This window comes from Lentzea sp. NBRC 105346 (assembly GCF_030269605.1).
Lineage (GTDB): Bacteria > Actinomycetota > Actinomycetes > Mycobacteriales > Pseudonocardiaceae > Lentzea.
Genome location: NZ_BSTQ01000003.1, coordinates 380,483 through 399,421 on the forward strand (window position 1 = coordinate 380,483; position 18,939 = coordinate 399,421).

An 18,939-nucleotide genomic window follows, 5' to 3' on the forward strand; every position below is an offset into this window, starting at 1 on the left:
GGCCACCATCACGGACCTCAAGTCCGTCATGGTGGCCATAACGGTTCTTCAGTACACGTCCTCGACGTAGCGGTCGGTGTTGACGAGGTCGGCCAGCCACGCGGCGGCCTCCTCGTCGGTGGCACCGGTGTGCTTGCGGTACACGGTCTGGAACGCCTCCCGCACACCGGGCGCCATGCCCTTGGCGTCGCCACAGACGTAGACGTACGCGCCCTGTTCGAGCAGCTCCCACACCTCCTGCTCCTCGGCGAGCACGCGGTGCTGCACGTACTTCAGGCCGCGCTCGGGCGCCCGCGAGAACACCGGCCGCATGCTGACGTCACCGGCTTCGAGCTCGGCCCGGTGCAGGTAGTCGTCCGGCGTCTGGCAGCCGAAGTAGCACAGCGCCGGTTCCGTCCGCCCGAGCAACGGCCGGTCGATGATCGCGCCGCGGAACGGGGCCAGGCCCGTCCCGGCACCGACCATGATCACCGGCACGTCGGCCTGCTGGCGGAAGGCGTTGCGGCACGGGGCGACGCGGCCGCGCAGGACGTCGCCGGGTCGCAGCGACGCGAGGTGGTTCGACGCGATGCCGTGCGGCGTCACGGAGATCATCAGGTCGGCCTCGCCCGGCTGGGCCAGCGCGGACGACGAGATCGAGTAGTGCCTCGGGCGCAGCGCGGGCAGCAGCGACAGGAACACCTCGAACGGCAGCGTCTCGCGCAACGCCGGGAAACGCTCGATCAGGTCCAGGATGCGGCCGGTGGCGGTCTGCAGGGCCGTCTTCTCGGGCGGGCACGGGTTGTTCGCCGCGAGCACCTCGACCTGGGCGGGGGTCAGCTCGTCCTGCAGTTCGACGAAGTGCGTCAGCAGCGTGCGCACGGTCAGCGGCCGGTCGATCGGCAGCTTGCCGCGCACCGACACCACCGCGTCCGGGTCGAGGTGCAGCAACGTGCACGCGCGGGTCACCAGGTCGGCCGGGTTCGACGGCAGCACGGTCAGGTGGTCGGCGGTCCGGTAGGTCACGCCCTCGGGCAGCCGCACCTTCAGGAACCACTTGCCCGCCGCCAGCTCGCGGCTCTCCAGCACGGTCATCGCAGACATCTCGTGCCCCGCGTACAGCGCGTCCGTCACGTCACCGGTCAGGAACCGCACCTCGTCGTTCGACACCGGCGCGGCACCCGGCGAAGTGATCAGCTCCGAGGCAAGCGTGCGCACGAAGTCCTCGACCGCGGTGCCCTGGTCACCGGACGCGTCCACCTCGCCGCGGTCGACGATGCGGGTCGCGCCGGCCGCCTCCAGCAACTCGTCGATGTGGGTGGGCACGCGCTGGTAGGTGTCCGCCCAGTTGCGGTCGCCGACCCCGAGCACGGCGTACGAGACGCCGCTCAGGTCCGGCGTGGTCTCCAGCCACCGCACGAACTCCACCGCGTCATCGGTCGGCTTTCCGTTGTAGGACGCGGCGACCAGCACCACCCGCTCACCGAGCGCCTCGATCGCGCTGTCCAGTGAACCCTGCCGCACCTCGGCGCCGAACCCCGACAGGGCCGATGCGACCTGACCGGCGACGTACTTGGCGTTACCGAGGTTGGAGCCGTGCAGCACGGTGACCGCGGCGTCGATCCGCCCGGTGACCTCTTCCCGTTGCGCGGCAACGGTCTGTGCCTTCCGGCGTTCGGTCCGCGGCCGGATCTCGAGGGTGAAGCCCTCCGGCTTGATGGTGAGGGTCTCCTTGATCTCCAGCTGGTAGTCGGCGTGGTCGACGAACCGGAACCGGTGGATCAGCATGCCGAGCAGCATCGTGGCCTCGTGCAACGCGAACTGCCTGCCGATGCACGCGCGCTCGCCGGTGCCGAACGGCTTGAAGGCGTCGGCGGGCCGGGCGCTCTCCCGTTCCGGGCTGAACCGCTCGGGGTCGAACGCCTCGACGTTGTCGCCCCACACCGGGTCGCGGTGCAGCACGGGCGTCAGCACGACGACCGGCTGTCCCTTGTGGACCGGAACGCCGCCGAGAGTGGTGTCCTGCTTGGCTTCGCGCATGAACGCGGGAGCGGTCGGCCACAGCCGCAGCGCCTCGTTGAGCACCTGGCGGACGTAGCGCAGCTTGCCGATGTCCTCGTACGACGGGTCGGGGTCCGCGTCACCCCACAGGGCGTCGACCTCGGCCTGCGCGTTCGCCAGCGCCGCGGGGTTCTTCGCCAGGTAGTACAGCGCGAAGGACAACGCGCCGGAAGTGGTCTCGTGGCCCGCGATGAGGAACGTGACGATCTGGTTGCGGATGTTCTCCTCGTCCAGCACGCCGTTGTTCAGCATCAGGCCGAGCAGGTCGTCCTGCGAGGTGTCGCCGCGACGTGACGCGATGACGTCGTCGACGATCCCGTTGACGAAGGCGATGTCGTTCTTGTACCGCTCGGATCCCTTGCGGTACAGGAAGTCCATGCCGGGAATGTGCCGCCCCTGCTCCTGCGCCCAGGCGAGGCAGCGCACCATCGCCTCGACGAACGGGTGCGGCTCGTCGCGTTCGAAGGACTCGAAGTCGAACTTGAACCCGGCGAGCCCGATCGTGTCGAGCGTCATCCGGGTCATGTCGCCGGGCACGTCGACCGGACCGTTCGCCTTGTCCCAGTGGCGGATCAGCCGGCGCGACACCTCGAGCATCGTCGGGTGGTACATGCGCATGTTGCTCATCGCGAACGCCGGGATGAGCAGGTCGTGCGCCTTGGCCCAGTTCGGCTCGTCGTTGTAGGCCGAGAACAGGCCGTCACCGATCATCGGGCGCAGCCGCTGCAGGCCGGGGCCGACATGCTTGGCGAACCGGGTCTCGTCGGAGAGCTCCTCGACGAGGTCGAGCCGGCCGACGAACACGATCTCCTGGTTGAAGATCTTCCGCGTGAAGACGGGGCCCAGTTCACGGGCCTGCCGCATGGCGTCCTGGATCGCGTGACCGGGGGTGAGGGAGGCGAGGTCGCCAACGATCGGCAGGCGGCCCTTCGGGTGCGGGAGGTTCATACCAATGAGCTTGGCGTTGCGGAACCCATTGCCCCGCCAGTTCGACTACGGAATCTTGTAGTGCGTGGACCGCTTTCGGACCTTGACACCGGACGTCGCCTGGCGGAACCGGTTCGTCGCATTGCTGGACCGCATGCCGACGCCAACCGGCGTATGCACCCTCGACGGCACGCTGGTGCTCAGCAACCCGGCGCTGGCGGCCGTGTTCGGCACCGTGCCGTCGAGGCTGCGATCCCGCCGGATCGGCGAGCTGCTCTCCCCCACCGACGCCGAGGCGTTCCTGCGGCTGGTGCACGATCTCGCCGCGGGCCAGCACATGCGCGAGACCCTTACGGTCCGCTGGTCCGGCGGCGTCGGCGAGCTCGTCGTGCAGACCGTGCAGAACGTCTCCGACGACGACTCGCCGCGCCTGCTCGTGACGCTGGAACGCCGGCGTCCGTACGTCGACCCGCCTGCCGTGTCACCGGTCGAACAGCAGATCCTCGAACTGGTGGCGGCCGGCGAGACGTCCGCCACGATCGGCCGCGTGCTGGGCATGACCGCCGACGGCGTGACCTATCACCTGACCCAGCTCACGAAACGGTTCAAGGTGCCGAACCGGACCGCGTTGGTGGCGCGGGCATACACGCTCAACCTGCTCGACTCCCACGCGTGGCCGCCCGCGCGAACGAACGCAGGGCGAGGCCGCTGAGGACCACGGCGACCACTCCCACCACCAGGGCCACGAAGCCACCGACGATCCCGTAGCCGGTGCCGGGACCGCCTTTCGCGGCGGCGACCACCAGCCCGCCGACGGCCGTGCCGAGCAGACCCGCCACCAGGCCCACGACGGCTGTGCGGCGGCGGGAGCGGGTCCGCGCCAGCACACCGGCGACCACGCCGGCCAGACCCAGCGCCACGCCCACCAACGACCAGAAACGCCCTGCGGTCAAGGCGTAGGCATCAACGGCGGCAAGCATGAAGTGCTCCTTTGCTCGTATGACTGGATGTCGCCGATCGTTTCCTGTGAACCCGCCGCCGGTCGTTGTGCGAACGCGGACAGTTCCCCCTGCCGCACCCGCCGCAGGAGGCGCGAAAGTACTGCCGCCGCAGTAGGTCACCGATCATCCGTACACAGGAGGTGCCTCCGCGTACCCGCCGTTAAGGTGCGGGGATGAGCCGGACCACGGACTGGGCGATCGCCACCGGCGTGGCGGCGACCCTGGTCGTCGCCGGGCTGTCCAAGCCTGCTCCGGATCTCGCCCCGCTGGGCTACGCGCTGCTGGCCGCCGGAGGTCTGGCGCTGGTGGCGCGCCGCCGGGCTCCGATCGCCGTGCTGGCCGTGACCGGGCTGTGCGCGCTGGGATACCAGGCCGTCGGTTTCGACGTGCCCGTCGTCGCGTATCTGTTCGCGGTCTATGCCGCGGTCCGGGCGGGACACCGCGTCGTCACGGTGGTGGCTTCCGTGATCATGCTGGCGGCCCTGCCGCTCGCGATCGTGGTCTCCCTGCACGACTGGCCCGGAGCGTTCACGCAGTCCCGCAACGTCCTCGAAATCGCGTGGCTGATCGCCGCGGGCGCGGCGGGCGAGGCGCTACGCCAGGCCGAACGCCGGGCGGACGAAGCCGAGCGCACGCGTGAGGAGACCGCGCGGCGCCGCGCCAACGAGGAGCGGCTGCACATCGCGCGGGAGCTGCACGACTCGCTCACCCACCAGATCTCGGTCATCAAGGTGCAGGCCGAGGTCGCCGTCCACCTGGCCAACAAGCGAGGTGAGGAGGTGCCGGAGGCGCTGCTGGCGATCCGGGACGCCGGCCGTGAGGCGGCCCGCGAACTGCGCGCGACCCTGGAGGCGCTGCGCGACGACGACAAGAACCCGCCGCACGGCCTCGACGACGTCCCGGAACTGGTACAACGGGCCAGGACGACCGGTCTGGACGCGAAGCTGACGATCGAGGGCCACCGCGACGACCTGCCGGCCGCGGTCGACCGCACCGCCTACCGGATCGTCCAGGAGTCGTTGACCAACATCGCCCGCCACGCCGCGGCCGCTTCGGCGTCGATCCGGATCGACTACCGGCCCGACGCCCTGGTCATCCGGGTCGACGACGACGGCAAGGCCACAACGGACACCTCGCCGGGTCCGGGCGTCGGGCTGCTCGGCATGCGCGAACGGGTCACCGCGCTCGGCGGTCACCTTCAGGCGGCACCGCGCAGCGAGGGCGGCTTCACCGTCCACGCCGAACTTCCCGTGGACCGAACGTGATCCGGGTCCTGCTGGTCGACGACCAGCCGCTCATCCGTGGCGGATTCCGCGCGCTCCTCGACGCGGAGGACGACATCGAGGTGGTGGCCGAAGCCGCCAACGGTGGCGAAGGCGTTGCGCTGGTTCGTGAACACCTGCCCGACATCGCGCTCATCGACATCCAGATGCCGCTCGTTGACGGCATCGAGGCGACCCGGCGCATCGCCGCGGACCCGGCCCTGGCCGCGGTGCACGTCGTCATCCTGACCAACTACGGCCTGGACGAGTACGTCTTCCACGCGCTGCGCGCCGGCGCGGCCGGGTTCCTCGTGAAGGACATCCAGCCCGAAGACCTCCTGCACGCCGTCCGCGTCGCCGCGCGCGGAGACGCCCTGCTCGCCCCGTCGATCACCCGCAAGCTGATCGACCGATACGTCACACAGCCGCCCAGCGCCGGCACCGGGTTGAAGGAGCTGACGAACCGCGAACGCGAGGCCGTCGCCCTGGTCGCCCAGGGCCTGTCGAACGACGAGATCGCGGACCGCATGGTGATCAGTCCGTTGACCGCGAAGACCCACGTGAACCGGGCCATGGTCAAGCTCCACGCCCGTGACCGCGCTCAGCTCGTGGTCCTGGCCTACGAGTCCGGACTCGTCGTGCCGCGCGGCTCCTGACTGTTCACTGGATTCTCGGCGCCACCGGATGAGGAATGTCGACCGTGGCGAGCACCGCGCCGCGTTCCGGTCCACCGCCCACCACGGACAGGCAGATCAGATCACCGTTGCCGACCCGCCCCTCGGCGACGTCGTCGTGCAGCATCTGCATCGTGGACACGGTGACGAGGTTGCCGAACCGCCGGGCGTTGGTCGGCGCCTTGTCCTCATCGAGCCCGGCCAGCTGGTGGAACGCGTCCACCAGAGCGGGATTCGCCTGGTGCGTGTAGATGCGGCGGACCTTCTCGACGTAGCCCGGCAACGCGGCGTCGAGGTCGCGGTGGTTGAACATCATCGCGGTCCGGTAGAAGTGCGCGATTCCCTTGCTGTCCATGCCGAACACGGCCATCTCGGCCGCACCCGGCGTTCCCGGCGCGTGGTTGAGCCCGCCGCCCGGATAGTGGATCAGCGGGTCCTCCGCGAACTCGTCGGTGTCGCGCGAGTAGAACGCCATGCCCACGTCGGTGTCGGTGCGGTCGAGCACGAGCGCCGCGGCGCCGTCGGAGAAGATGCCGGGTGACGACCAGACGCTGTCGCCGTCCGGATGCACGGAGTTGGTGCGGTAGAGGTCGTTGATGCCGCCATCGCCGTCGCCGCTGGCCCGGCTGGGCACCGTGTAGGTGATGATCAGCACGCGCCGAGCGTCCATTTTGGACGCCAGTGTGATTGCCCTGGCCGGACCGGCGCATCCGGCCGCCATCTGCACGGGCAGCACGTCGTCGGGCAGCCCGATCCGCCGGATCAGCCGGAACGCGTCCTGGTCGAGCATCAGCTCGTAAGGCGTGCACGACACGACGATCGCGGCGTCGACCTGGTCCGGCGTCAGTCCGGCGGACGCGACGGCCCGGCGGCCGAGTTCGGCGATCGTGTCGATGTCGGCGAAGAGATCCGGGTTCCAGCTCTTGGCGTGGATGCCGAGAATCCGGTGCATCATGGCGCCGTCGAGGCACTGTCCCGGCCGGCCGCGGTGCGGCACCCGCACCCGTTGGGCCCAGTCGTCGAGGGGAATCGGTTTCGCGATCAACGTGGCCAGACCGGCCAGTCGAAACGGCAGCGGGCGTGGAACGGCACGACTCATGGCGAGCCTCCGGTTGCACAGCTGGGGATGTGCTATCAGTACATTCCTGGCCACGTCGCGTGGCAATCGCCCGATCGTTTCCAGTTCGCCTCCTCACGGAGGTGCCCGATCGGGCAGCCCGAAATGCCAAATTCAGTGGCATGGGCGTGCTTTCCTGTAGTCCATGCAACAGGAAAGACTGGTCCGCCTCTCCAAGCGGATGTCCCGCGTCCTCAGACACGACCCCGCGTCCGCCGGCCTCACGCTCGGCCCGCAGGGCTGGGTCGCGGTCGACGACCTGCTCGCCGCGCTCGGCATGTCGCGCGACGAGCTGCTGGAAGTGGTGGCGGGCAACGACAAGCAGCGGTTCGCGATCGAGGGCGACCGCATCCGCGCCAACCAGGGCCACAGCGTGTCCGTGGACCTGGACCTCCCGATCGCCGAACCGCCGGCGGTGCTCTTCCACGGCACCGTCGCCAAGTTCCTGCCGGACATCCTGGCCGACGGCCTGCGCCCGATGTCACGGCACGACGTGCATCTGTCCGCGACCCGCGAGACCGCGCACCGGGTCGGCGCGCGGCGTGGCAAGCCGGTGATCCTCACCGTGCGGGCGGGCGAGATGCACGCCGACGGCTACGAGTTCCGGGTGAGCGCCAATGGGGTGTGGCTGACGTCGCACGTGCCCGCCGGCTACCTCTCCCACTGAAGCACCCCGCGTTCGACCAGCCGCCGCACGGCCTCGGCCGTCGACTCCACCACCTGAGCGGGGTCCAGCCCGTATGCCGCGGCGAGCTTCGCCGCCACCTCGCGCGCGGTGAGCGTGCCGTCGCATCCCTCGACGAGATCGACCGCGAGCTGGTTGACGCGCGCGGACAGCTCCGCGGTCAGCAGGTGCTCGTCGACCAGCCACCCGTCGGGTCCCAGCCCCGCCGACTGCCGCAGCGTCACACCCGGCGCCGCGCGATAACACTCGTCCAGCGGCGAGTGGTCGCGCAGCCAGTCCTGAGCGGCGAACCAGCGGTCCACGTCCGGCACGCCGCCGGGCAACTCGTCGACCTGGACGACCGGGTCACTGCGGCCGGACCGGCGCAGGCTGACCAGGCCCCACCCGATCGCCTCGACGTCGTGCTCGACCAGCCACGCCAGCCAGTCCGCGCGATTCCGCAGACCCGCGCCGTGACTCCAGTTGTGCACGTACCGCACGGGGTCGGAGCACCCGAGCTGGACGATCCACGCGTCCAGCCCCGTGCCCGCCGCCCAGGACGACACGCGGTCCCGCCAGTCGCCGAGATGCACGAACGCCGCGAGATACTGCATCGTGCCGCCCTCGGTCAGCACGTCCGGCGCGGCCGCGGCGATCTTCTGGCCGAGGGTGTCGAGCGGCATCCCGGAGTCGCGGTAGAGGTAGTCGACCGTGCCCGGCTTGACGATGAACGGCGGGTTAGCCACCACGAGGTCGAACCGGCGCCCGGCCACAGGCTCGAAAAGGTTGCCGTGCAACAGTTCCCAGTCCAGCTCCGACAGTGCCGCACTCGTCGCCGCGAACCGCAGTGCGCGCGGCGAGAGGTCCGTCGCGGTCACCGAGCCGGCCTGCCCGGACAGGTGCATCGACTGGACGCCCGAGCCGCAGCACACGTCGAGCGCCGAACCGACGGGCCCACCGACGCGGGCGCGCGCGAGGACGTCCGGATACATGCTCAGGCCGACGACGAGGTCGCTCCCGCCGCCCGCCGCGTCCGCGAGCAGCCACCCCTGCCGATACGGGTAGAGCAGCACCGCGGCGCGGACCGCAGGCGTGCCTTTGCGCACGCCTCGTTTCAGCAAACCCGCGTCCACCAAGGGATCCAGCGGCCCCAGCACCGCGGTCGCCTCGTCGATCGGGACGGCGAGGGTGAGCAGGAACAACCGGGTCAGCGTGCCAAGCGGGGTCTCGTCGGTGACGAGCGGCAGCAGCCGGCTCGTGTCACCGCGCTCCAGCGCGCGCACCGCCCCCGCGTCCAGCCCGTCGCTTGTGAAACCCGCGGCGCGCAACGCATCGCGCAGCCGAGCGAGATCGGCCGCGCCGAGCAGCGGATCCAAGACGTCAGTCCTGGACGAAGTCGTCGTCGAACCGGAAGCCATCCGGCGGCGTCTTGCCTTCGTCCGGCGGTGTTTTGGCGTCCGCCGGTGCTTTGCCCTGGTCGAACTCGTCCGACTGGTAGGAGACCTTGGCCTCCTCCGTGTTACCGAGCCCCGGATAGACGACGACGTTGCCCGCGACCTCGTTCTCGGGGGTCTTCGCCGCATCCTCCGGCGGGCCGGACAGCTCGTGGTGGACCTCGGCCGTGAAGGCGCCCTTGGGGCCGGTCGACACGAACATCTCTTCCTCGTCGATCCGGCTCGCAGGCTCCTTGGGTTCGTCGGCGCGGCCGTCTTTCTGAGCCGCGTCGACGAACTCCCGCTGCGTGGAGACGATCTTGTACTTGCCCTCGGAAGCCAGCCCTTCGCAGTGCACCACCACGGTGTCGGTGATCTCCTCGACCTCGCCGCCGTCGACGATCTGCGACTGCGGGTCCACCACCTCCGCGGTGCACGACACCGCCGGTTTCTTGGGTTCCGCCTGCGCGGGGCCGGCAGCGGCGAAGACGACGACCGCCGGTGAGACCAGCAACGCCGCGGTGGTGACACGCGTCCGCAACGGCTTCCTGCCCATGGTGGGCTCCTCCCACGGTCCGCCGACATGGGTGTCCACACAGGAGCGTGGCCCGGTGTCGGCGGAAGTGCGCGGTGATGGTGCCTGAATCACCCGTTAGGGAATCATTTCACCGTTCTGAGTCACCATTTCCACGGCGGCGCCTCGATTTGCCCGCCCTCGTCGCGGAACGCCTCCGCGAACACGTCGAGAGTGTCGGACACATCGCCTTCCCGAACGGCGTCGCCGCTCGAAACCAGGGCGCAGTTCATGTCGACGTCGACCACCGCGGTCGGCCGGTCGGGGTAGTCGATCAACAGGCGGTATTGAGTCCGCAGCGCGAGGAAACACCCGGCCTCATTCGGCTTGGCCGGGCCCATCGAGTTGAGCGATTCGACGATCGCCCCGGCGCCGCGGCGGACCGTTGCGGGTGCATCGATGCGCCACCCTCCCTGGACCTGCAAGTCGGGCTTGTACACGCACAACGTCACCGCGGACGCGCCACCGGGCACCATCGGCTCCTTGGCGCTCAAGCCGGTCCTTCGGCCAACGTTCGGCTCAGCGCTCGGGCACTGCCCGGACGAGCTGCCACTCGCTGCCGCGAACGGCTCGCTCGGTTCACGTGCTGCCAGCCACAGGGGAATCGCGACAGCACCACTCGCCACGACCAGAACAGCGGCGAGCGCACGGTTCACAGCAGCCAGAGTACGGCGCCGCCTACCGCGAGCAACACCAGCACACCGAGAATCACGGCCAGCAGCCGAGCCGTCTTCCACGTCGCGTACACGCCACCCACCAGGAAACCCGCCACCAGCATCAAGCCGACGACGATGACTTCCTTCGGCATTACAGAACGCCCTTCGTAGAAGGAATGCCGCCAACGCGCGGGTCCGGCTCGACCGCCGCGCGCAGGGCACGGGCGATCGCCTTGTACTGGGCTTCCGCGATGTGGTGCGGGTCGCGGCCGTACTCGACGCGCACGTGCAGGGCGATCTGCGCGTGGAAGGCGAGCGACTCGAACACGTGCCGGTTCAGCACGTACGGGTAGTTGCCGCCGATCACGAACGTGTTGAACTCGGAAGGCTCGTGGTGAACGGTGTAGGGGCGCCCGGACACGTCGACCGCGGCGTGCGCGAGGGTCTCGTCCATCGGGATCCAGCAGTCGCCGAAGCGGCGGATGCCCTTCTTGTCCCCCAACGCCTCCCGCAGCGCCTGGCCGAGGACGATCGCGATGTCCTCGACCGAGTGGTGCGCGTCGATCTCGACGTCGCCCGTGGCGCGGACGATCAGGTCGAAGCAGCCGTGCACGCCGAAGGCGGTCAGCATGTGGTCGTAGAACGGCACGCCGGTGCTGATCTCGACCTGGCCGGTGCCGTCGAGGTCGATCTCGACGTACACCGAGGACTCCTTGGTGGTCCGTTCCACCTTGCCGACACGGCTCATCGGCCGACCTCCTTGCTGGCCGCGAGGAAAGCGTCGTTCTCCTCGGGCGTTCCGATGGTCACCCGCAGGTGACCCGAGATTCCGACGTCCCTGATCAGGACACCACGCTCCACATAGGACCGCCAGGCCGCGCGGGCGTCGGAGAACCAGCCGAACAGCACGAAGTTCGCGTCCGACGGCACGACCTGGAAACCCATGCCCGCCAACGCTTCCACTACGCGATCCCGCTCAGCAGCCAAGCGGGCCACCGAGCCCAGGGTCTCGGCGGCGTGGCGCAGCGATGCCCGCGCGGCGGCCTGCGTCAGCGACGACAGGTGGTACGGCAGGCGTACGAGCTGCAGCGCGTCCACCACGGCCGGGGCCGCGGCGAGATATCCCAGTCGGCCACCCGCGAAGGCGAACGCCTTGGACATCGTGCGCGACACGATCAGCTTCGACCCGTAGTCATCCAACAGCCGGATCGCGCTCTCCCGTGAGGAGAACTCCGCGTAGGCCTCGTCGACCACCACGATCGCCGGCGCGGCCTCGATCAGCACGCGCAGGTCGTCCAGCGGGATCGACTGGCCCGTCGGGTTGTTCGGCGACGTCACGAACACGACGTCCGGGCGGTGCTCCCGGAGGATTTCGGCCGCCCGCTCGACGTCCAGTGAGAAGTCGGAACGACGCGGCGTCGGCGACCACTCAGTCCGCGTGCCCGCGGCGATGATCGGGTGCATCGAGTACGACGGCTCGAAGCCCAGCGCCGTGCGGCCCGGTCCGCCGAACGCCTGCAGGATCTGCTGCAGGATCTCGTTGGAACCGTTGGCCGCCCAGACGTTCTCGGACGTGAGCGTGACCGAGGTCGACTCAGCAAGGTAGGCGGCCAGGTCCTCGCGCAACGCCACCGCGTCGCGGTCCGGGTACCGGTGCAGCTCGCCCGCGATCTCGGCGACCGCCGCCGTCACGTCCGCGACCAGCGCAGGCGTCGGCGGGTACGGGTTCTCGTTGGTGTTCAGGCGATACGGGACGTCCAGCTGCGGCGCGCCATAGGGCGTGCGGCCACGCAGGTCCTCACGCAGCGGGAGGTCGGAGAGCTCGACCCGTGCGCCGATGACGGGTTTGATCACCGGAACCTCGCAGTCACCGCTTGGCCGTGCGCGGGCAGGTCCTCGGCGTTCGCCAGCGCGACCACGTGGGAGGCCACCTCGCGCAGCGCGTCCTCGGAGTAGTCGATCACGTGGATGCCGCGCAGGAACGTCTGCACCGACAGCCCCGACGAGTGCCGCGCGCAGCCGCCCGTGGGCAGCACGTGGTTCGAGCCCGCGCAGTAGTCGCCGAGCGACACCGGCGAGTGCGCGCCCACGAAGATCGCGCCGGCGGACCGTACGCGAGCGGCGTCCGCACGCGAGTTCGCGGTCTGGATCTCCAGGTGCTCGGCGGCGTAGACGTCGACGACCCGGATGCCCTCGTCCACAGTGGACACGAGAACGATGCCGGACTGCTTGCCGGTCAACGCCGTCCGGATGCGCTCGGTGTGCTTGGTGGCGCCCACCTGGCGTTCCAGCTCCGCATCGACGGCATCGGCCAGTTCCTCGGACGTCGTCACCAGCACGGAGGCGGCGAGCGTGTCGTGCTCGGCCTGGCTGATCAGGTCCGCGGCCACGTGCACCGGGTCGGCGGTCTCGTCGGCCAGGATCGCGATCTCGGTCGGGCCGGCCTCCGAGTCGATGCCGATCAACCCGCGCAGCAAGCGCTTGGCGGCGGTCAGGTAGATGTTGCCCGGCCCGGTGACCAGGTCGACCGGCACCAGCTCGGTGCCGTCGGTGTCGACACCGCCGTGCGCGAGCAGCGCCACGGCCTGTGCACCGCCGACCGACCACACCTCGGTCACACCGAGCAGCGCGGCCGCGGCCAGGATCGACGGGTGCGGCAGGCCGCCGAACTCCGCCTGTGGCGGTGAACACACCACCAGCGATTCGACGCCCGCGGTCTGCGCGGGCACGACGTTCATGACGACCGAGGACGGGTACACCGCGAGCCCGCCGGGCACGTAGAGGCCCACGCGGGCGACCGGCACCCACTTCTCGGTGACCGTCCCGCCGGGCACGACCTGCGTGGTCTTGTCGGTGCGCCGCTGGTCCGCGTGCACCAGCCGGGCCCGCCTGATGGACTCCTCCAGCGCCTCGCGCACGGCCGGGTCCAGCTCGTCCAAAGCGCGGGAAAGCTCAGCTGAGGGCACCCGGACCGACGCCGGCCGGACCCGGTCGAACCGCTCCGTGTACTCCAGGACGGCCTCGACCCCGCGCGTGGCCACCGCCTCGACGACCGGACGCACCTGATGCAGCACCGCGTCGACGTCCACCTCGGCGCGCGGCAGCGCGGCGCGCAACTCGGCCGGTGACGTGGTGCGACCTCGCAGGTCGGTGCGGTTGAGCATGGCCTACAGCGTAGGCGAACGCGAAAAGTGTCAAATGTCAGCCCGCGATCGGCGCTACCTCGCGGTGTGTGCGCGGCGCGACGCTCGGTGAGCACCACTCCGTCGGAAAACCCTGCTGAGATGGAGGAGCTCCACACATGTTGACAGGACGCCGCGGCCTGGTGGCCGCAGTGGTCGGGGTCTGCCTGCCCCTGCTGGTGGGCACGAGCGCGCCGACCCAGGCCGTCGGTTCCGGCCGCACGGTCTACGAGATCACGGTGAAGAACGTCGAACAGCTCAGGCAGGTCGTCTACACGGGCACCGACCTGATCAGTGAGACCACGGACGGCCCGGTGACCGTCATCGCCAGCGCGAGGGAGGCCGTGGCTCTGCGGCGGACCGGGCTGCCGATGAAGTACATCGGCGACGCCGAGGCCGAGTTCGCGAAGCTCGGCAAGGTCGACTTCAAGGACCCGGAGATCGGCGCGAAGGACTTCCCGTCCGGCTACACGGGCTACCACAACTTCGCGGAGATGACCGCCGAGCTGCAGAAGACGGCCAGTGATCACCCGAACATCGCGAAGCTCTCCAGCATCGGCAAGTCGTACCAGGGCCGCGACCTGTGGAACCTGAAGATCAGCGACAACGTCGGCACGGACGAGAACGAGCCCGAGGTGATCATCACGTGCAACCAGCACGCGCGTGAGCACCTCACCGTGGAGATGTGCCTGCACTTCATCCAGCGGCTCACCGACGGTTACGCGACGAACTCGGCGATCAAGGCGCTGGTCGACTCACGCGAGATCTGGGTCATCTCGAGCGTCAACCCGGACGGCTCCGAGTACGACATCTCGACCGGGTCGTTCAAGGGCTGGCGCAAGAACCGCCAGGGCAGCGGCACCGACCTCAACCGCAACTGGGGCTACAAGTGGGGTTGCTGCGGCGGCTCCAGCGGCAGCCCGTCGTCGGACACCTACCGCGGCACGTCCGCGTTCTCCGCACCGGAGGCCGCCCGCATCCGCGACTTCGTGAACTCCCGCGTGGTCGGCGGCAAGCAACAGATCAAGACGAACATCGACTTCCACACGTTCTCCGAGCTGGTGCTGTGGCCGTTCGGCTGGACCTACAACGACACCGCGCCCGGCCTGGACGCGAACGAGCAGAAGGCGTTCTCCACGCTGGGCAAGCAGATGGCCGCCACCAACGGCTACACGCCCGAGCAGTCGAGCGACCTCTACATCACCGACGGCACCATCGACGACTGGATGTGGGGCCAGCACAAGATCTGGAGCTACACCTTCGAGATGTACCCGAGCAGCGGTGGTCTGAACGGCTTCTACCCACGTGACAACGTGATCGCCGCCCAGACCTCCCGCAACGACAAAGCGACCGACCTGTTCCTTCAGTACTCCGACTGCGTGAAGCGGATCATCGGACAGACCTGCTGACCGCTTCGACCGCCTGATCGATCTGGTCGTCGGTGACGAAGTAGTGCGGGGAGGCCCGCACTACTTCGTCCAGGCCGCGCTTGGTCGTGTCCAGCAACGTCGAGTTGCCCGGCGAGACGGACACGGTCACGTTCTGCTCGTACAGGCGCTGCTTGACCGTCTGCGGCTCGACGCCTTCCACGGTGAACGTGGTGATACCCGACTTCCGTTTCCCGATGTCGCGGACTTCGACTTGGGGTATGGCGCTGAGTCCCTCACGGAGGCGCTTGGCCCGTTCGGCCACTTCACGTTCGATTTCGCCGATCCCCTTGTCCAGCGCGAACTTCGCGGCGGCGATCAGGCCCAGCCGGTCCGCGTAGCTGTACTCCCACAACTCGAACACCCGCGCGTCGTCGCGCAGCCTGATCTCGTTCGGCCCGGTCCACTCCCCGCCGTGCATGTCGACCAGCCTGGGGTGGAGCTTGTGGCGAACTTCGTTGCGCACCATCAACGCGCCGGTGCCACGCGGCCCGCGCAACCACTTGCGTCCGGTGAACGACAGGATGTCCACCCCGGTGCCGCGCACGTCCACCTGCCCGACCGACTGGCACGCGTCGAGCATGACGATCGCGCCCACCTCGTGCGCCTTGTCCGCGATCTCCTTGGCCGGGTTGACGAGCCCGCTGTTGGTCGGCACGTGCACGACCGAGACGAGCTTGACGCGTTCGTCGAGCAGCTCCCCGAGCGCCTCGACGTCGACCTGTCCACTGTGGTCGGACGGGATCACCTCGATGACCGCGCCGGTCTCCTCGGCTCTGCGCAGCAACGGCACCGCGTTGCCCGCGTACTCGACCTCGGTGACCAGGATCCGGTCCCCCTTGCCTAGCGGGATGGCGTCGAACGCCGTGAGCCACGAGCGCGTGGCGCTGTCGGTGAACGCCACCTCGTCGCGTTCGCAGCCGACGAGTTCGGCGATGACGTCGTAGCCCTGTTCCAGGTCCTCGGCCCGTTCGGCCGCCGCCCGGTAGCCGCCGATCTCCGCCTCGCGGCGGAGGTGGGCGATCACCTCGTCGAGCACCGGCTCCGGTGGCAACGACGACCCCGCGCTGTCCAGAAAGATCCGACCAGAATGATCCGCTGCAGTCACCAGACCACCATGCCACCTGACAGGGGGCCGACAGGCTACTTGGGCTCCCATTTCTGGATGTTCCACCAGGGCCCCCAGGCCAGCGCCCCATACGACTGCGGATCCACCACCGGCTGATAGCCGCTCCAAGCGTCCCGCACCACGTAGAGGTGCTCGGGAAACACCAGCACCACCATGCTGGGCTGCACCACATAGGCCTTCTGGAACAGCTTGTAAGCCACCGCCCGCTGCGCCGGATCAGTGAACTTCCGCCCCTCCTCCAACGCCGCGTCCACCTGCGCGTTGCCCTGTCCACGCAGGTCGTAGAGCATGAGATCGACGTCGAACGGGTTGCCGTCGCCGGCGAGCAGGGCGTCGGTGGCCATGCGCGGCGTGATGGCCTCCCAGCTCAGGCCGGCGAGCTGCACGTCGATGCCGACCGCCCTGGCGTCGGCGGCGAACGCCGTGGCCAGGTCGGCTCGCAGCTGGTCGCCCAGCGGGTACATCAGCGTGAACCGGGCGACCACGCCGTCGCGGGTGCGGATGCCGTCGGCGCCGCGCACCCAGCCGGCCACCTCGAGCTGGCGTTCGGCCTCGGTCTTGTCGTAGCGGAACTTCGCGGACGGCTCGAAGAACTCCGGCAGCGCGTCCGGCACGGGTGAGCTGCCCGTGGTGGCCTTGCCCTCCAGGAGGCTGTCGACCATGCCCTGGCGGTTGACCGCGTAGTTCAGCGCGATGCGCACCTCGCGGTTGCCCGTCACCGGCCCGGAGAGGGGCAGCCACACCGCGCGGTAGTCGGCCGCCTTGTGGCTGAGCACCTGCATGCCGGACCGGGTGCTGAACGGCGTCGCCAGCTTCGGCGGCAGGACCGTGCCGTCGAACTCGCCGTCGCGCATGCGGGTGGCCCGCGTGTTGTCGTCCGGCACGAACACGACGGTCAGCTTCTTGATCTTCGGCTCACCGTCGAAGTACGTGCTGTTGGACTCCAGCAGCAGGCGGTCGCCCTTCTTCCACTCGACGACCTTGTACGGGCCGGTGCCGATCGGCGGGACGTCCTTGCCCACGTGTTCGGACGGCATGATCCCCAGGACCAACAGGTGAGGGAACGCCGCGTGCGGCTGCGTCAGCGTGAATTTCACAGTCGAGGGGTCGACCTGGTCCACGGCTTTCAGGGTCGAGAACGACTGGCGCACGGAAGAGCCGGTCGCGGGGTCCAGCACAGCGCGGTACGTGGCGACCACGTCCTCGGCGTTGAATGCCGTGCCGTCGGTGAACTTCACGTCGCCGCGCAGCTTCACGGTCCACGTCAGGCCGTCCTGGGACGGCTCCGGGTCGGCCGCCGCGAGCTGCGGCTTCAGTGAGCCGTCCTGGCGGTGTTCGACCAGGCCGTCGTAGATCTTCGACGCGCCCTGCCTGCCGTAGCCGAACAGCGGGTTCAGCGTCGCCGGCTCGTCGCGGTCGGCGAGGACGATCGAGGTGCCGTTCTTGTCCGGGTTGCCGTTCGGCGGTGTCGTCTCGGTGCACCCGGTCACCACGAGGGCGGCGACGACCAGAAGAGGCGGCAACAGTGAGGGCACGGTCCACGACCGTAAACCAAATGGGCCGTGCTGTGTCGTTCAGGGCGGAAACGACGTACGTCAGCGCGGTCTCCGTTTGGATACAAAGCCATAGGGCTATGGTGATCGTTATGCTGGCCAGGTATCGATACCGTATCGAGCCCAACGAACAACAACGGTCGATGCTGGCACGCACGTTCGGTTGCGTGAGGGTGGTATTCAACGACGCCATCAGGTGCCGTGAGGACGCATGGTCGACGGGTGAAAAGATCACGCCGACAGAGGTTCAGCGCCGGGTAGTCACGGAAGCGAAGACCACGGTCGAGCGGGCATGGCTGGCTGAGGTGGCATCCGTCGCCCTGGTCCAAGCGGTGCGCGATGCGCACCGCGCCCATCAGAACTTCTACGCCTCGACGACCGGCGCTCGCCGAGGCCGCAGGGTCGGCAAGCCGAGGATGAAGTCGCGCAAGGACAACCGCCAGTCGTTCCGGCTCGTTGGAGACGCGTTCTCCATTCGCGAAAGCGGTCGGCTTTATCTCGCGAAGGTTGGAGAAGTGCGTGTCCGGTGGTCAAGGGAGCTGCCTTCCACGCCTTCCTCGGTCACGATCATTCAAGAGCCGGACGGCCACTACTACGCGTCGTTCGTGATCAAGATCGAGCCGGAGCGACTGCCGGTGGTCGAACAGGAAGCCGGCATCGATCTCGGGATCAGCAGATTGGCCACGGTCGTGGACACCACTGGCCGCCGCACGGACGTGGTGAATCCGAAACACCTCGCGCGTAAGCAGCGCAAGCTCAGCCGCCTGGAACGACAGAAATCACGTTGTATGCCGGGAAGCAACAACCGGACGAAGGCGCGGCGCAAAGTAGCCGTCCAGCACAGCAAAGTCGCGCGAGCCCGGCGGGACTACCACCACAAGCAAGCTCTCGGCCTGGTGCGCGAGAACCAAGCGATCTACGTCGAGGACTTGAACGTGTCGGGCATGGTCCGCAACCGGCGGTTGGCACGAGCGATCCATGACGTCGCTTGGGCGCAGTTCGTTCGGTTGATCGAGGAGAAAGCAGAACGGTGCGGCCGCACGATTCTACGGGTGTCCCGTTGGCTGCCGTCCAGCAAAACCTGCTCCGGGTGTGGGTATGTCCTGACCGAACTGCCGTTGCAGGTGCGGTCTTGGGAGTGTCCTGCCTGCGACACATCGCACGACCGCGACGCCAATGCCGCACAAAACATCCTCGCCGCCGGGCAGGCGGAGAGGCGAAACGCCTGTGGAGCCCAGGTAAGTCCATCCTCCACGATGGTTCAGGGTGACGAAGCAGGAAGCTTCTCGACGTAGTAACG

The 18,939-nt window shown here is 68.9% G+C and carries 18 protein-coding genes; 6 read left to right on the forward strand and 12 right to left on the reverse strand.

All coding sequences use genetic code 11. The features are described from left to right. Positions 1-48: 48 nt before the first annotated feature. On the reverse strand, positions 49-2,988 hold the full coding sequence (locus QSK35_RS09220; RefSeq protein WP_285744215.1) for a bifunctional cytochrome P450/NADPH--P450 reductase: 2,940 nt from the start codon (positions 2,986-2,988) through the stop codon (positions 49-51). A gap of 64 nt (positions 2,989-3,052) precedes the next feature. Between QSK35_RS09220 and QSK35_RS09225 the strand changes: the two genes are divergently transcribed. Next, a complete protein-coding gene (locus tag QSK35_RS09225) occupies positions 3,053-3,679 on the forward strand; it encodes a LuxR C-terminal-related transcriptional regulator (protein ID WP_285744217.1) in 627 nt (208 codons plus the stop codon). On the opposite strand, the gene QSK35_RS09230 is transcribed toward QSK35_RS09225, so the two are convergent. Beyond that, the gene (locus tag QSK35_RS09230) at positions 3,618-3,947 is read right to left on the reverse strand and encodes a DUF6223 family protein (protein WP_285744219.1); all 330 of its coding nucleotides are present in this window, start codon (positions 3,945-3,947) and stop codon (positions 3,618-3,620) included. The genes QSK35_RS09225 and QSK35_RS09230 overlap by 62 nt on opposite strands. 194 nt (positions 3,948-4,141) lie before the next feature. Between QSK35_RS09230 and QSK35_RS09235 the strand changes: the two genes are divergently transcribed. Both QSK35_RS09235 and QSK35_RS09240 read left to right on the forward strand, forming a co-directional pair. Then, entirely contained in the window at positions 4,142-5,233 is a 1,092-nt protein-coding gene (locus tag QSK35_RS09235; RefSeq protein WP_285744221.1) for a sensor histidine kinase, read from the forward strand. Next, complete coding sequence (locus QSK35_RS09240; RefSeq protein ID WP_285744223.1) at positions 5,230-5,886, forward strand: response regulator; 657 nt, start codon at positions 5,230-5,232, stop codon at positions 5,884-5,886. The genes QSK35_RS09235 and QSK35_RS09240 overlap by 4 nt, the downstream gene beginning before the upstream one ends. A 4-nt stretch (positions 5,887-5,890) precedes the next feature. On the opposite strand, the gene QSK35_RS09245 is transcribed toward QSK35_RS09240, so the two are convergent. Beyond that, positions 5,891-7,003: a 3-oxoacyl-[acyl-carrier-protein] synthase III C-terminal domain-containing protein gene (locus QSK35_RS09245; protein WP_285744226.1), complete on the reverse strand. Its 1,113-nt coding sequence runs from the start codon at positions 7,001-7,003 to the stop codon at positions 5,891-5,893. Positions 7,004-7,166: 163 nt separating this feature from the next. On the opposite strand from QSK35_RS09245, the gene QSK35_RS09250 reads away from it, so the two are divergent. Further along, positions 7,167-7,688 carry an RNA 2'-phosphotransferase gene (locus QSK35_RS09250; RefSeq protein ID WP_285744228.1) on the forward strand — a complete coding sequence of 174 codons (522 nt, stop codon included), beginning with the start codon at positions 7,167-7,169 and terminating at the stop codon, positions 7,686-7,688. On the opposite strand, the gene QSK35_RS09255 is transcribed toward QSK35_RS09250, so the two are convergent. The 7 genes from QSK35_RS09255 to hisD all read right to left on the reverse strand — a co-directional run bounded on the left by QSK35_RS09255 (position 7,673) and on the right by hisD (position 13,512). Further along, the gene (locus tag QSK35_RS09255) at positions 7,673-9,061 is read right to left on the reverse strand and encodes a PqqD family peptide modification chaperone (protein ID WP_285744230.1); all 1,389 of its coding nucleotides are present in this window, start codon (positions 9,059-9,061) and stop codon (positions 7,673-7,675) included. The two genes, QSK35_RS09250 and QSK35_RS09255, sit on opposite strands and share 16 nt — an antisense overlap. Positions 9,062-9,065: 4 nt before the next feature. Further along, the gene (locus QSK35_RS09260) at positions 9,066-9,674 is read right to left on the reverse strand and encodes a hypothetical protein (protein WP_285744232.1); all 609 of its coding nucleotides are present in this window, start codon (positions 9,672-9,674) and stop codon (positions 9,066-9,068) included. A 122-nt stretch (positions 9,675-9,796) separates the two neighbouring features. Next, positions 9,797-10,348, reverse strand: coding sequence for a hypothetical protein (locus tag QSK35_RS09265; RefSeq protein ID WP_285744233.1), 552 nt, complete (start codon positions 10,346-10,348; stop codon positions 9,797-9,799). Then, on the reverse strand, positions 10,345-10,500 hold the full coding sequence (locus tag QSK35_RS09270) for a CG2302 family histidine operon protein (protein WP_285744234.1): 156 nt from the start codon (positions 10,498-10,500) through the stop codon (positions 10,345-10,347). The genes QSK35_RS09265 and QSK35_RS09270 overlap by 4 nt, the downstream gene beginning before the upstream one ends. Beyond that, positions 10,500-11,096 (reverse strand): imidazoleglycerol-phosphate dehydratase HisB, encoded by a 597-nt coding sequence (gene hisB, locus QSK35_RS09275; protein WP_285744236.1) that lies wholly within the window; start codon positions 11,094-11,096, stop codon positions 10,500-10,502. The genes QSK35_RS09270 and hisB overlap by 1 nt, the downstream gene beginning before the upstream one ends. Then, positions 11,093-12,199, reverse strand: a complete 1,107-nt coding sequence (locus QSK35_RS09280; protein ID WP_285744488.1) for a histidinol-phosphate transaminase — start codon at positions 12,197-12,199, stop codon at positions 11,093-11,095. The genes hisB and QSK35_RS09280 overlap by 4 nt, the downstream gene beginning before the upstream one ends. Beyond that, a complete protein-coding gene (gene hisD / locus QSK35_RS09285) occupies positions 12,199-13,512 on the reverse strand; it encodes a histidinol dehydrogenase (protein WP_285744238.1) in 1,314 nt (437 codons plus the stop codon). The genes QSK35_RS09280 and hisD overlap by 1 nt, the downstream gene beginning before the upstream one ends. Before the next feature lie 137 nt (positions 13,513-13,649). Here hisD and QSK35_RS09290 point away from each other — a divergent pair, with 137 nt between their 5' ends. Continuing rightward, positions 13,650-14,939 (forward strand): M14 family metallopeptidase, encoded by a 1,290-nt coding sequence (locus QSK35_RS09290; RefSeq protein ID WP_285744239.1) that lies wholly within the window; start codon positions 13,650-13,652, stop codon positions 14,937-14,939. On the opposite strand, the gene QSK35_RS09295 is transcribed toward QSK35_RS09290, so the two are convergent. Further along, positions 14,920-16,065 (reverse strand): aminotransferase class V-fold PLP-dependent enzyme, encoded by a 1,146-nt coding sequence (locus QSK35_RS09295; RefSeq protein WP_285744241.1) that lies wholly within the window; start codon positions 16,063-16,065, stop codon positions 14,920-14,922. The genes QSK35_RS09290 and QSK35_RS09295 overlap by 20 nt on opposite strands. 35 nt (positions 16,066-16,100) lie before the next feature. Further along, entirely contained in the window at positions 16,101-17,621 is a 1,521-nt protein-coding gene (locus QSK35_RS09300; RefSeq protein WP_285744243.1) for an ABC transporter substrate-binding protein, read from the reverse strand. Positions 17,622-17,731: 110 nt separating this feature from the next. On the opposite strand from QSK35_RS09300, the gene QSK35_RS09305 reads away from it, so the two are divergent. Then, positions 17,732-18,934: an RNA-guided endonuclease InsQ/TnpB family protein gene (locus tag QSK35_RS09305; protein ID WP_285744245.1), complete on the forward strand. Its 1,203-nt coding sequence runs from the start codon at positions 17,732-17,734 to the stop codon at positions 18,932-18,934. Positions 18,935-18,939: the final 5 nt, after the last annotated feature.

Bases quoted from the DNA above. Each gene is read 5' to 3' on its own strand.
- QSK35_RS09220 (WP_285744215.1), bottom strand. From the start codon at position 2,988: ATGAACCTCCCGCACCCGAAGGGCCGCCTGCCGATCGTTGGCGACCTC.
- QSK35_RS09230 (WP_285744219.1), bottom strand. From the start codon at position 3,947: ATGCTTGCCGCCGTTGATGCCTACGCCTTGACCGCAGGGCGTTTCTGG.
- QSK35_RS09235 (WP_285744221.1), top strand. From the start codon at position 4,142: ATGAGCCGGACCACGGACTGGGCGATCGCCACCGGCGTGGCGGCGACC.
- QSK35_RS09245 (WP_285744226.1), bottom strand. From the start codon at position 7,003: ATGAGTCGTGCCGTTCCACGCCCGCTGCCGTTTCGACTGGCCGGTCTG.
- QSK35_RS09250 (WP_285744228.1), top strand. From the start codon at position 7,167: ATGCAACAGGAAAGACTGGTCCGCCTCTCCAAGCGGATGTCCCGCGTC.
- QSK35_RS09260 (WP_285744232.1), bottom strand. From the start codon at position 9,674: ATGGGCAGGAAGCCGTTGCGGACGCGTGTCACCACCGCGGCGTTGCTG.
- QSK35_RS09270 (WP_285744234.1), bottom strand. From the start codon at position 10,500: ATGCCGAAGGAAGTCATCGTCGTCGGCTTGATGCTGGTGGCGGGTTTC.
- hisB (WP_285744236.1), bottom strand. From the start codon at position 11,096: ATGAGCCGTGTCGGCAAGGTGGAACGGACCACCAAGGAGTCCTCGGTG.
- hisD (WP_285744238.1), bottom strand. From the start codon at position 13,512: ATGCTCAACCGCACCGACCTGCGAGGTCGCACCACGTCACCGGCCGAG.
- QSK35_RS09290 (WP_285744239.1), top strand. From the start codon at position 13,650: ATGTTGACAGGACGCCGCGGCCTGGTGGCCGCAGTGGTCGGGGTCTGC.
- QSK35_RS09305 (WP_285744245.1), top strand. From the start codon at position 17,732: ATGCTGGCCAGGTATCGATACCGTATCGAGCCCAACGAACAACAACGG.